This is a genomic window from Rhizobium sp. MHM7A, from assembly GCF_005862215.1.
Lineage (GTDB): Bacteria > Pseudomonadota > Alphaproteobacteria > Rhizobiales > Rhizobiaceae > Rhizobium > Rhizobium bangladeshense.
Map to the genome: position 1 here is coordinate 74,710 of NZ_VCHT01000004.1, position 12,313 is coordinate 87,022.

At 61.5% G+C, this 12,313-nt stretch carries 10 protein-coding genes; 8 read left to right on the forward strand and 2 right to left on the reverse strand.

Going from position 1 to position 12,313, the window contains the following annotated elements; genetic code table 11:
• The first annotated feature begins 463 nt into the window (after nucleotides 1–463).
• On the forward strand, nucleotides 464–1,258 hold the full coding sequence (exoR, locus tag FFR93_RS16540; RefSeq protein ID WP_138394035.1) for an exopolysaccharide production regulator ExoR: 795 nt from the start codon (nucleotides 464–466) through the stop codon (nucleotides 1,256–1,258).
• A gap of 84 nt (nucleotides 1,259–1,342) precedes the next feature.
• Here the strand turns inward: exoR and xth are convergent, their stop codons facing one another.
• Nucleotides 1,343–2,134 (reverse strand): exodeoxyribonuclease III, encoded by a 792-nt coding sequence (xth, locus tag FFR93_RS16545; protein ID WP_064709131.1) that lies wholly within the window; start codon nucleotides 2,132–2,134, stop codon nucleotides 1,343–1,345.
• 224 nt (nucleotides 2,135–2,358) lie between these two features.
• Nucleotides 2,359–2,691, reverse strand: a complete 333-nt coding sequence (gene erpA, locus FFR93_RS16550) for an iron-sulfur cluster insertion protein ErpA (protein ID WP_064709130.1) — start codon at nucleotides 2,689–2,691, stop codon at nucleotides 2,359–2,361.
• Nucleotides 2,692–2,912: 221 nt separating this feature from the next.
• Between erpA and FFR93_RS16555 the strand changes: the two genes are divergently transcribed.
• From FFR93_RS16555 to FFR93_RS16585, 7 genes are all read left to right on the forward strand, one after another.
• Entirely contained in the window at nucleotides 2,913–4,130 is a 1,218-nt protein-coding gene (locus FFR93_RS16555; protein WP_064709129.1) for a deoxyguanosinetriphosphate triphosphohydrolase, read from the forward strand.
• A 64-nt stretch (nucleotides 4,131–4,194) separates the two neighbouring features.
• Entirely contained in the window at nucleotides 4,195–5,952 is a 1,758-nt protein-coding gene (gene argS / locus FFR93_RS16560; protein WP_138394036.1) for an arginine--tRNA ligase, read from the forward strand.
• A 61-nt stretch (nucleotides 5,953–6,013) separates the two neighbouring features.
• On the forward strand, nucleotides 6,014–9,223 hold the full coding sequence (locus FFR93_RS16565; protein ID WP_138394037.1) for an SPOR domain-containing protein: 3,210 nt from the start codon (nucleotides 6,014–6,016) through the stop codon (nucleotides 9,221–9,223).
• A gap of 110 nt (nucleotides 9,224–9,333) precedes the next feature.
• Nucleotides 9,334–10,347, forward strand: coding sequence for a beta-N-acetylhexosaminidase (gene nagZ, locus FFR93_RS16570; protein WP_138394038.1), 1,014 nt, complete (start codon nucleotides 9,334–9,336; stop codon nucleotides 10,345–10,347).
• A 17-nt stretch (nucleotides 10,348–10,364) separates the two neighbouring features.
• Nucleotides 10,365–11,222 carry a ScpA family protein gene (locus FFR93_RS16575; RefSeq protein WP_064709193.1) on the forward strand — a complete coding sequence of 286 codons (858 nt, stop codon included), beginning with the start codon at nucleotides 10,365–10,367 and terminating at the stop codon, nucleotides 11,220–11,222.
• Entirely contained in the window at nucleotides 11,219–11,923 is a 705-nt protein-coding gene (gene scpB, locus FFR93_RS16580) for an SMC-Scp complex subunit ScpB (RefSeq protein ID WP_138394039.1), read from the forward strand. The genes FFR93_RS16575 and scpB overlap by 4 nt, the downstream gene beginning before the upstream one ends.
• Nucleotides 11,924–12,108: 185 nt before the next feature.
• Nucleotides 12,109–12,300 (forward strand): twin-arginine translocase TatA/TatE family subunit, encoded by a 192-nt coding sequence (locus tag FFR93_RS16585; RefSeq protein WP_064709192.1) that lies wholly within the window; start codon nucleotides 12,109–12,111, stop codon nucleotides 12,298–12,300.
• Nucleotides 12,301–12,313 lie beyond the last annotated feature (13 nt).

Genomic DNA, 12,313 nt, shown 5'->3' on the forward strand with positions numbered 1-12,313 from the left:
AACAGCAGATCATGCGGCGCGATTTGCGACCATCGTTCGGTTGCGGCCGTTTCGCTTGTTGAACAAGGCTGTTCCCGCCGTAAATCTGGCCTCGCGATGAGATTAGCGATCCATCCATTGTCGGTATTTTCGACCCGCCCGCCTGAGCGGCGCGGCTTAGGCGCAGATGCCGATACTGGTTTCGTCACAATTGCTGTTTACGAAAGCGATAGGGGCGGGAAGGCGAATGCCGCGCCTGCCGAAACAGTGCCAGGCAAATTGCAGTCGGGCCATGCCGGGAGCCGGGTGGTTCTGGATGATATGGTGAAAATTCGGCCTTCCGAAAAAGGCCAATGGGCTGGATGCGACGCGGGTAAAGGGGCCATGGAGCCCGCCGCGGGATCGCTCGCCTCGAAAGAACACATCCGCGGTATGCCCGGCGCCAGCGCCGGCTGCGTGCGATGAACGAAAGAAATCGGTTGAAATGGTAACGTCCGAGTTCAAACTGTTCAAACTCATGCTGGTGAGCATGTGGATGGCAATATCGCTGTCGGGTCCGGTTCACGCTTTCGACATCAAGAGCGACGTCAGCAAGGAGTCCGGTCCTTTCGATCTGTTCAAGTTCGGCTTCAAGGCCTACAAAAACGGTCAGAAGGAGGAGGCGGTCGAAGCCTACAAATACGCCGCTGAAAAGGGCCATACCGGTTCGCGCTGGGCGCTTGCCAATATGTACGCTGACGGCGACGGCGTCACCCAGGATGATTTCGAAGCCTTCAAGATCTATAGTGAGATCGCCCAGCAGGGTGTCGAACCCGGCTCGGAAGATACAGGTTTCTTCGTCAACGCGCTTCTCGCGCTCGCCAATTACTACAAGCACGGTATCGCCGGCAGCCCGGTCAAGATCGATCTTACCCAGGCGCGCCAGCTCTATTTCCAGGTGGCCTCCACCTTTGGCGTTCCCGAAGCACAGTTTCAGCTGGCGCAGATGATGCTGGCCGGCGAGGGCGGCAATGCCAGCCCGCAGCAGGCGAAAAAGTGGTTGAACCAAGCCCGCAAGAGTGGCCATCCCGGCGCCATGGCGGTTTTCGGAAACATTCTTTTCGACGAAGGCCAGACGGCCCGCGGTCTCGCACTGATGACCGCCGCTCTCGACCGCTGCAAGCCTAAAGATTGCAGCTGGATGGAAGCGCTACAGGAGCAGGCCTTCTCGGTCGCCAACGAAGCCGACCGTCGCACCGCAGTTTCGCTGTCGCACGCTATCGCGAGCGGTTCCGACTGAGGCTTTCCATTCAGCGCGCGCGGCATTGAACCCGCGCCTCCTTCATCGCGTGCCTGAACGACGGGCTGCTGCAGGCACGGAAGGTCAGGCTGCAAAATCGAAATAAGCGATGACAGGCACATGATCGGACGGCTTTTCCCAGGCCCGCACATGCTTTTCGATCGCCGCCGACGTCATCCGGTCAGCAGCTTCGGGTGACAGCAGCAGGTGGTCGATGCGGATGCCGTTGTTCTTCGGCCATGCACCCGCCTGATAATCCCAGAAGGAATAGAGCCGCGTCGCATCCGTCGTTGCGCGCACCGCATCGGTCAATCCGAGATTTTCGAGCCTGCGAAATGCCTGCCGCGTCTGCGGCAGAAACAACGCATCGCTTTCCCAGACCCTGGGATCGAAGCAGTCATGCGGTTCGGGGATGACGTTGTAGTCGCCGGCAAGCACCAACATCTCTTCATAGGCCAGCCGTTCGGCTGCGAAGCTCCTCAGACGCTCCATCCATGCGAGCTTGTAGGGATACTTCTCCGTGTCGACAGGATTGCCGTTCGGAAGATAGATGCAGCAGACGCGCAGGATGCGGCTGTCGGGCAGCGTGAACACCGCTTCAAGGAAACGTGCCTGCTCGTCCAGCGGATCCCCGGGCAGGCCGCGGTTGACTTCAAAAGGCGAAGTCTTGGAGAGGATCGCGACGCCGTTGAATCCCTTCTGGCCGTGAGTCTCGACATGATAGCCGAGCGCTTCGATCTCCAGCCGGGGAAAGCCTTCGTCGATCGTCTTGATCTCCTGCAGGCAGACGATATCGGGATCGGAATCCTTGAGCCATTGCGTGAGATTGTCGATGCGCGCCTTGACGCCGTTGATGTTCCAGGTCGCGATCTTCATGGCTCTGTCCCGTCGCTAGAGCATGTCGCGCAAAGGCCTGCGGCCATTTTTGCGATCACGACATGCGGAAAATCAAAGACCTGAAGCGTAGCAAGCGAATCTGACAGCCACACGCTTCAGTGCGCTCCTTTTATCGCGGTCTTTCGCCGCTGGACAAGCCGATAAACCGGCCGGAAGCAGTTCTTCCGCCGGTCGTTGGGGGACAACGCTGTGCGTTCTGATATTCAGATCGAGAAGCTGGTGCCGCAGCCGCAGCTTGCCACCGCGTTCGGGTTCTTGATCTGGAACGATTGGCCAAGCAGATTGTCGACGAAATCGATCTCGGAGCCTGCCATATAGACGAGCGACAGGCTGTCGATCAGCACCTTCGCGTCGTTCTTTTCAACGACGATATCGTCATCCCCAGCGCTGTCGGCAAGGTCGAACTTATAGGAAAAGCCCGAACAGCCGCCGCCTTCGACCGAAACGCGCAACGCGCTTTTGCCGGCCTCCGCACTGATGATCGCGGCGATACGCTTTGCCGCGGCATCCGAAAGAGTTACACTCGTATCCGTCATGTTTCCTCCTGCCGGGGTCAAGATCCGGAGAGAATGGGTTTTGGCACTCAAATGTTCAAACGCCTGATATCAAAGGTACTTAGCATGATCTTCGCGAAAATGCCATGATGCGCCGAAGCGGTCGGCGAACGCCTCTTTGCCGTTTCCTCGGGCTATAGGTATGAAGAGGGCGGAGCGGCGTCAATGGGCAGATGCGGCAACAGGCAGAATGACGGTGAAGAATGACGATTGACAGGCGAGCTTTAGGTTTTGGCGGCAGCGAAAGAGCGGTCTATGCGGCCGACCCATGGACGACGCGTGGGCGTCTCTATCCGGAAGACGGCAGTCCGACGCGCTCCGATTTCCAACGCGACCGCGACCGCATTGTCCATACTACCGCCTTCCGCCGGCTGAAGCACAAGACCCAGGTCTTCATCGCCCAGGACGGCGATCACTACCGCACCCGGCTGACGCATACGATCGAGGTGGCGCAGATTGCACGTGCGCTTGCCCGCGCCCTGAAACTCGACGAAGACCTGGCCGAGGGCGTGGCGCTGGTGCACGATTTCGGCCATACGCCGTTCGGCCATACCGGCGAGGACGCGCTGCACGAGGTGCTGTTGCCTTATGGCGGCTTTGACCACAATGCCCAATCGCTGCGCATCGTGACCAAGCTCGAGCGGCGGTATGCCGAATTCGACGGCATCAATCTCACGTGGGAAAGCCTCGAAGGTCTGGTCAAGCACAATGGTCCGCTACTGACACCAGATGGTGCGGGCACGCGCGGCCCGGTTCCGCAGCCGATCCTCGATTATTGCGAACTGCACGATCTCGAGCTTGCAACCTATGCCAGCCTCGAAGCCCAGGTCGCCGCGATCGCCGACGACATCGCCTATAACACCCATGATATCGACGACGGTCTGCGCTCCGGCTATCTGAGTTTCGACATGCTGGAGGAAATTCCCTTTCTCGCCGGATTGATGGCCGAGGTGAGGGGGCGCTATCCGCATCTGGAGCCGAGCCGTTTCACCCACGAGATCATGCGCCGCCAGATCACCCGCATGGTCGAGGACGTCATCAGCGTCGCGCAGGAGCGCCTTTCGCTTCTTCGTCCTGAAAGTGCTGCCGACATCCGCGGAGCCGACCGGGTTATCGCCACCTTTTCCGAAGACATGGCCGAAACCGACAGGCAGATCAAGGCGATGCTCTTCAAGCGCATCTACCGTAATCCCGATATCATGCGCATCCGCGCCGGTGCTGCCCAGATCGTCACGGATCTCTTTGCCGCCTACATGGCCAATCCCAAGGAGATGCAGAGCCATTACTGGGTCGATCATATTGCGGGGCTCGCCGATGCGCCGAAGGCTCGCCATGTCGGCGACTACCTCGCCGGCATGACCGACACCTATGCGATCAGTGCCCACAGGCGATTGTTTGACCACACTCCGGATTTGCGATAGGCAGCGGTCGCCCGCCGAAGGCCGATTTGCGCTCTTTGGCACAGCCTATGCATGGAAGAGTGCGATGAACCTTTTTACCGACTTCGAAGCCAGGATCAAAACCGCCCTTGAACAGATCGATCTGGTCAGGGAAAAGCGATCTGAGCTCGATTTCGGGCGCATTACGGTCGAACCGCCGCGCGATGCCAGTCATGGCGATGTTGCGACCAACGCTGCGATGGTGCTGGCAAAGCCGCTTGGCACCAATCCTCGTGCCCTTGCTGACGTCATCATCGCCAAACTCAAGGAGGATGCCGACGTCGCCGATGTCTCGGTGGCAGGTCCCGGTTTCATCAACATCCGTCTCGCCGTCGGTTATTGGCAGCGGTTGCTCGCCTCCATCATCGGTGCCGGCACCGACTATGGCCGCTCGACGCTCGGTGAGGGCCGGAAGGTTAATGTCGAATATGTCTCGGCCAATCCGACTGGCCCGATGCATGTTGGTCATTGCCGCGGCGCCGTTGTCGGCGATGCGCTCGCCAACCTGCTCGCCTTTGCCGGATATGGCGTCGAAAAGGAATACTATATCAACGATGCAGGCTCGCAGATCGACGTGCTGGCCCGCTCGGTCTTCCTGCGTTATCGCGAAGCGCTCGGCGAACGGATCGGCGAAATCCCCTCGGGTCTCTATCCCGGAGATTATCTCGTTCCTGTCGGTCAGTCGCTTGCCGCCGATTATGGCGTCCGGCTGCACAATATGCCGGAAGAGGAATGGATGCCGATCGTCAAGGATCGCACGATCGATGCGATGATGGCGATGATCCGCGAAGATCTGGCGGCGCTGAATGTCCACCACGATATCTTCTTCTCCGAGCGCACCTTGCATGCCAACGGTGCGGCAGCCATCCGCACGGCGATCAACGACCTGACCTTCAAGGGCTACGTCTACAAGGGCACGCTGCCGCCGCCGAAGGGCCAGGTTGCAGAGGACTGGGAAGATCGCGAGCAGACGCTATTCCGCTCGACCGAAGTGGGCGACGATATGGACCGGCCGCTGATCAAGTCGGACGGCTCCTACACCTACTTTGCCGCCGACGTCGCCTATTTCAAGAACAAGTTCGACCGCGGCTTCGAGGAGATGATCTACGTGCTCGGCGCCGACCATGGCGGTTACGTCAAGCGCCTGGAAGCGGTTGCGCGCGCCGTCTCGGAAGGTAAGGCGAAGCTGACCGTGCTGCTCTGCCAACTCGTCAAGCTTTACCGGAACGGCGAGCCCGTGAAGATGTCGAAACGCTCCGGCGATTTCGTCACACTCAGGGATGTCGTCGAGGAAGTCGGCCGTGATTCGGTTCGGTTCATGATGCTTTACCGCAAGAATTCCGAACCGCTCGACTTCGATTTCGCCAAAGTGACGGAACAGTCGAAGGACAATCCCGTCTTCTACGTGCAGTATGCGCATGCCCGCTGCATGTCGGTCTTCCGGCAGGCCAGGGAGGCGTTTCCGGACCTCGACGTTTCGCCTGAAGATCTTACCAAAACCGTTGCTGGCATTGGGGATCCGGCCGAATTGCAGTTGGTCGCCAAGCTGGCCGAATTCCCTCGTGTCGTCGAAGCGGCGGCCCAGTCGCAGGAGCCGCATCGCATCGCTTTTTACCTCTATGACCTCGCCAGTTCCTTCCACGCGCACTGGAACAAAGGTAAAGATCAGACGGAATTACGATTTGTTAATGATAAAAACCGAGAATCAAGTATTGCCAGACTTGGGCTGGTGTACGCCGTCGCATCGGTTTTGAAGTCGGGACTTGCCATTACAGGCACTGCCGCACCTGACGAAATGCGATAACGTCACCATTTCCCCACAATGCGCTGGCATTTGAGCGTTGGCGTTTGCGAGTGGGATAGGCATGGCTGAGAAACAACTTGCGTATGATACGCGCGGAAAAGACGATCTGTTTGCTGACGACGATCCGTTGGCCGAACTTGCCCGCATCGTCGGCTTCGAACCGCGTGTTGCAGCAAATACAGTGACCGAGGCCGCGCGCCGCGAACCCGCCTTCAATCTTGAAGACGAACTCGGGCGTGAGTTCGACCGCTACGATTCGCCGCGTCCGCTTGGCGAACTGGACCGGCCGGCCGAGCCGATCGCTGACGACATCACCCCCGAAGATTATGTCGAGCCCGTTCTCGATGCTTCCCCCGTTGCGGTTGACGTGGATGTTCCGGAGCTCGTCTCCGTTGATCCCGTTGCCGCAGAAGAAGCCGCCGAACTCCCTGCAAGGGATTGGGATGCGGCCGCCGACCGGGCAGCCGATCCGCTGCCGCTTTCTGTCGATCCTGCTTCCGAGGTGCCGGTCCAAACCGCTTTTGGCGGCGCCCGCGACCTGATCGAGGAACTCGAACTGTCGATCGGCGCAGCACCGGTCTCTTCGCTGGCGCAGCCAGCCAAGGCCCCGCAATGGTCGGCCGCCAGCATCAGGCTGCCGCTCGCTAACTTCCACGCCCCGAAACGTGAGGAGCCGGTGGCCCCGCCGGCGGCTGTAGTCGAGCCCGCTGTCGAAGCAGTCGGCGAGCCTGCGGCTGAAGCTCCCGCTGATCCGATGGCTGATGCAGCGGTTGCCGATCTTGCCTGGGCAGAGCCGGAGCCCATGATCAAGCAGCCGGCGCCCATTGCGGCTGTCGAACCTGCCGAGGAGTTCGAATCCGTGGCGCCATCCTTCGGCTTTCCCGCCGAGCTCGATCGCCACGATGAGGCAATCGCGCCGCAAGAAACTGCTGAAGCCGAGGAATTCGTTGAAGTTGAGGACGAGCTGGAAGAGTTCAGCTCCGACGCCGGTTTCGACCTCGCGGCCGCCATCGAGGGCGAGATCCAGGCCGACGCCGCGCTGACTGAGGTCGGGCACGAAGTTCCGCATACCGCCGGCACTTTCGATGTCGACGACCTGCTGGCCGACGTCTCGCGCTATCCGGTGCCTCGTCCGGTTTTGCAGCGCGCCAATCTGGCGCCGGTTTCGCCGGAGCCCGCCTCCCTCGGGGCCGCACCGGTTCAGCCCGAGGCGGTCGCGCCCGCACTGGTCTCTGCTGCACCGGTCCTTTCCGCTCCGATCGAAAGGGTGCCTGCCTATACTGCCGAAGCCGCAAGGCCGGTCGCGCCACAGCCTGCCGAGGTCACTCCGCCCCAGCCGGTCGCAACGGTATATTCGCGGGCGCCGCAGCCCACCGCGGAGGCTGATGATCCCTTTGCGGGCCACGATTTCGAACTGGATCTTGCCGGCATCGAGCTGGAACTTGCCGATCTTGATTTCTCCGAAGCAGCAGAGCCTGCGCCGCAGCCAAAGGCGCAGCCGGCACCCGTTGCGCCCCAGGAGGCAGCGCCTGAGCACTTGGAGGCGGCCGTGCCGCCGCAGCCCGCGCCGGCCTTGATTCCCGAACCGCCGGCCGCAGCTCCGGCGCCGGCTTTCAATTGGGCGCCTGCCGCAGAGGCATCTGCCGCTGAATCGACCGAAGACTTGCCGTTTGATCCGGCAATGATCTCCGATCCCGAGGATCGTCCCGAGACAGTGGACGACATGCATGTGCCGGCGCTGCCGCCGGTCGAGCAGCCCGCTCCGGTCGCGAAAACCGCGGATTTCGATTTCGATCTCGATGCAGAGATCGCGAGCTTCTTCGAACCGGCCAAGCCGCGCGAGACGGCGGCGCCCGCCCGCAATATGGCGGCCGCTGCGGCAAAGCCGGCTAAGCCGACCATTGCCGACGGCCTCGATGATTTCGAACGGGCGCTGGAGGAGGATTTCCGCCGCAGCGTACGCGAGCCGGTCGAGCGTCGGGAGACCTCCGAAGTCCGCATCGAGTCGGCAAGCCAGGCCGCAGATTTCAGCCGTGCCCGCTCGATGCGCCGGCTGCTTGCCGGGGCCGTGGTGCTGGTGGTCTTCGCCGGTGTTGGTTATGGCGTCTATTCCTCTGTGTGGAACGGTGAGGGGCTTGGTATTGTCGCTTCCGGCGAGCCGCGCGTGATCACGGCGGACAAAGCGCCGGTCAAGGTCGTTCCGAAAAATCCGGGTGGCAAGACCGTGCCAAACCAGGATAAGGCCGTCTACGACCGCGTCGCGGGTTCTGCCGAGGAGCCGAAGCAGAAGGCTCTCGTTTCCTCGGACGAGGCGCCTGTCGATGTCGTCCAGCGCACTTTGACGCCGGAGACGTTGCCGGAGGATGACGAGAACGTCGGTGCCGACGATCGGGTTACGCCGACGGCGGTTGGTGAGACGGAGGATCCGCGTCTTCTGCCGAACCAGGCTAACGCCGACGACGCTTCCGCAAGCGACGCCGACAAGACGCCGTCCGTTTCGCCGCGCAAGGTACGCACGATGATCGTCAAGCCTGACGGCACCCTGGTCGCCCGCGAGGAGTCTGCGCCGGTCGACCAGCCGGCCCAGTCTGCTCAGCCGATGCCGTCTGCCCAGCCGTCTGTGACGGCGCAATCGGCCTCGACGGCGCCATCGGCTCCGATGGCACCGCCGGTTGCCGGAACGGCTGCGAGCTTCCCGGCAAGCGCCGAAGTCGCTTCCGCCGATGCGCGTTCCGCGGCACCTGTCGAAACCGCGCCGGCACAGCCGTCGCCTGCCGCAACTGCCCCCGCCGCAACCGCCGATGTGCAGCCGGCAAATCCCGCGCCGGCCGATGCGGCGGTGCGGCCGGTCAAGACGACGACGATTGCCGATACGGCTCCGGTTCCGATCGCCCGCCCGGCCGATCAGCCCGTCAATGTGGTCGGAACCGTCACAGAGAAGGGTAATGTCCGCACGCCCGCGCAGCAGCCGACGCAGGTCGCCTCCGCAACGCCGGCCGCCGCCCAGCCGCAGCAAGCCGCATCCGCCGGCGGCTACGGCCTCCAGATCGCTTCGCTGCCGTCGGAGGACGAGGCTAATAAATCCTACGCCAACCTGTCGAAGAAGTTTGCCGGCGTCCTCGGTGGCCGCGCCCATGAGATCCGCAGGGCCGATATTGCCGGCAAGGGCACGTTTTACCGTGTCCGCATCCCGGTCGGCTCCAAGGACGAGGCCGCAGCACTCTGCGAGAAGTATCGTGCCGCGGGTGGAAGCTGCCTGATCTCCCGGTAACTGCAGGTCGTTGAATAGGAGAGCGGTGGGCCGGGTCGGTCCGCCGCTCTTTTTTGTGCATCGTGCCCGGCCTCGCTCGCATTTGGCGGGGCGGCGTCTATGATTCTCGCATGACCGAATCAAAAGCGATGATCCTGGGCTGCAGCGGCCTTTCCCTCACCTCCGAAGAGAAGGCCCTTTACCGTGGAGAACGACCTTGGGGCTTCATCCTCTTCGGACGCAATATCTCCGAAGCATCTCAAATCGCTGATCTCGTCGCTGAACTGCGCGACAGCGTCGGCTGGCATGCACCGGTTCTGATCGACCAGGAGGGGGGGCGCGTCCAGCGCATCCGTCCGCCGGTCTTGCCACGGTATCCCGCAGGCCAGGCGCTGGGTGATCTCTATCGCCGCGATCCTGTGCTCGGGATCCGGGCCGCCTGGGTGATGTCACGGCTGCATGCCTTCGATCTTTCGAGCGTCGGCATCAATGTCGATTGTCTGCCGGTGCTCGATGTGCCGGTCGAAGGAAGCAGCAATGTCATCGGCGACCGTGCCTATGGCGGCGATCCCGACACCGTCATCGCCATGGGACGGGCGGCTGGCGACGGGCTGAAGGCCGGCGGTCTGCTGCCTGTCATGAAGCATATGCCAGGCCATGGTCGCGGCTTTGCAGATTCGCATCTGGAGCTGCCTGTGGTTACCGTCTCGCGCGATGAGCTGGAGGCCCATGATTTCCCGCCCTTTATGGCGATGAAAGACGAACTGATGGCGATGACCTGCCATCTCGTCTTCACATCGATCGACCCTGATAATCCGGCGACGACCTCACGCAAGGTGATCGACGGCATCATCCGTGAGCATATCGGCTTTGGTGGTCTGCTGCTTTCCGACGATAGCTCGATGAACGCGCTTTCCGGCACGATCGGCGAACGGGCAGCGAATATTATTGCAGGCGGATGCGATATCGTGCTGCATTGCAACGGCGATATGGACGAGATGCTGGATGTCGTGGCAAATGTTCCGCCGCTGGCCGGCGCGTCGCTTGCCCGGGCAAATGCGGTCGAGGCAGGCTTCGCCGCGCCGGATGCGGCTGACGAAGCCGGGTTGCGCGCAGAATTTGAGGCGATGTTTGCGATGGTTTGATCGCAGAGGAGCAGGGTGTGAACACGGTTAAGGGCACGGAACGTCCGCAGGCGGCAACGCCGATGGACAAGCTGTGGCAGGATACCAGTGCAGAGCGCGCCAGCCACGAGCCCGCGTTGGTGATCGACGTCGCCGGCTTCGAAGGCCCGCTCGACCTGCTGCTCTATCTCGCCCGCAACCAGAAGGTCGACCTGTCCCGCATTTCCGTATTGGCGCTCGCCGAACAATATCTGCAGTTCGTCGAAAGCGCCCGGCGCATCCGCATCGAGCTTGCTGCCGACTATCTCGTCATGGCGGCATGGCTTGCCTATCTCAAGTCACGCCTGCTTATTCCCCAGCAGGTCAAGGATGACGGTCCCTCCGGCGAGGAAATGGCGGCAACGCTCGCCTTCCGCCTGAAACGCCTAGAAGCCATGCGCCAGGCGGCGGAGGGTCTCGTCAACCGCAACCGCCTCGGCCGCGATATCTTCGCCCGCGGCGCGCCGGAGCATATTCCGGACCGGCAGCAGTCCGCTTACGCGGCGAGCCTTTACGATCTTTTGACCGCATATGCGGCGCTGCGCCAGCGCCACGCCGTTACCCAGGTGACGATCGAGAGGCGCAATGTCTGGTCGCTGACCGACGCCCGCGAACTGTTGACTCAGATGATCGGCGAGGTCGGCGACTGGACGGCGATGGAGCATTATCTGCTGCGCTATCTCGCCGCACCGGAGGAACGCGTCACAGCGATTGCCAGCGCCTTCGCCGCCTCGCTGGAACTGGTGCGCGAGGGTAAACTCGAAATTCGTCAGGACGGCGCCTTTCAGCCGATCTATATGCGCCGCGGTCCCAAGCATGCAACGCTGCAGGTCGTGGAACAGGAGCGGCCGGCTTGATCGATCCCAGAAGCGAAGAGAATTTCGAGGAGGACGGCCGCGACATGCAGGCCGAGATCGAGGCTGAGCGTGTCGCCGAGGCGCTGGTCTTTGCCTCCTCGCAACCGGTTTCCGAAGGTTTTATCGCCGAGCGGCTGCCCAGAAACGCCAATGTGCATGCGATCATGCTGCGACTGAAGGAGCAGTATGCGCCTCGCGGCGTCAATCTGGTGCAAGTCGAGGGCGCCTGGGCCTTCCGCACCGCCGCCGATCTCTCCTTCGTCATCCGCCGCGATGACAATGAGGTGAAGAAGCTTTCGCGCGCCGCGTTGGAGGTGCTGGCGATCATTGCCTATCACCAGCCGGTGACGCGTGCCGAAATCGAGGACATTCGCGGCGTTCAGACCTCGCGCGGCACGCTTGATGTGCTTATGGAAGCCGGCTGGGTGCGGTTTCGCGGCCGTCGGCGTACGCCGGGCCGGCCGGTGACCTTGGGCACGACACGCGATTTTCTCGACCATTTCGGACTGGAAGAGTTGCGCGATCTGCCTGGCCTCGAAGAATTGAAGGGGGCCGGCCTACTGTCAGGCCGCATTCCCGCGAATTTCAACATTCCATCGCCGTCGATGAACGACGAACTGACCGAGGACGAGGATCCGATCACCCAGATGGATCTCGAAGAACTCGGGTTGCTCGCTCCCCGTTCTACCTCCGAAGATTGAAGGACTTCGTCTTGCTTTTGCCATGCATGACGAAAACAATGATGCTCACGATTTTTTGGCGGGTCTGTGGCTTGTCACAAAGGGCGATACCGTGACATTAAGCGCAGTTCAAAGGGCTTGATGTTGGAAACGGTGTCAGAAATTCTTACATCGTGGGAACATCGAAACAGGGAGTTAGAGTGATGATGGGTTCTTTTAGCATGTGGCACTGGCTGATCGTCTTGGTCATCGTGCTGTTGCTGTTCGGTCGCGGCAAGATTCCGGAACTGATGGGCGATGTTGCCAAGGGCATCAAGAGCTTCAAGAAGGGTATGACGGACGAAGACGCGCCGGAAACGGCCAAAACGGTCGATCACAAAGCCGACGAAACCAAGTAATCAAGTCCGGGAA

Coding starts and splice junctions, on each gene's coding strand:
- exoR (WP_138394035.1), top strand. CDS start 464: ATGGTAACGTCCGAGTTCAAACTGTTCAAACTCATGCTGGTGAGCATG.
- xth (WP_064709131.1), bottom strand. CDS start 2,134: ATGAAGATCGCGACCTGGAACATCAACGGCGTCAAGGCGCGCATCGAC.
- erpA (WP_064709130.1), bottom strand. CDS start 2,691: ATGACGGATACGAGTGTAACTCTTTCGGATGCCGCGGCAAAGCGTATC.
- FFR93_RS16555 (WP_064709129.1), top strand. CDS start 2,913: ATGACGATTGACAGGCGAGCTTTAGGTTTTGGCGGCAGCGAAAGAGCG.
- argS (WP_138394036.1), top strand. CDS start 4,195: ATGAACCTTTTTACCGACTTCGAAGCCAGGATCAAAACCGCCCTTGAA.
- FFR93_RS16565 (WP_138394037.1), top strand. CDS start 6,014: ATGGCTGAGAAACAACTTGCGTATGATACGCGCGGAAAAGACGATCTG.
- nagZ (WP_138394038.1), top strand. CDS start 9,334: ATGACCGAATCAAAAGCGATGATCCTGGGCTGCAGCGGCCTTTCCCTC.
- FFR93_RS16585 (WP_064709192.1), top strand. CDS start 12,109: ATGGGTTCTTTTAGCATGTGGCACTGGCTGATCGTCTTGGTCATCGTG.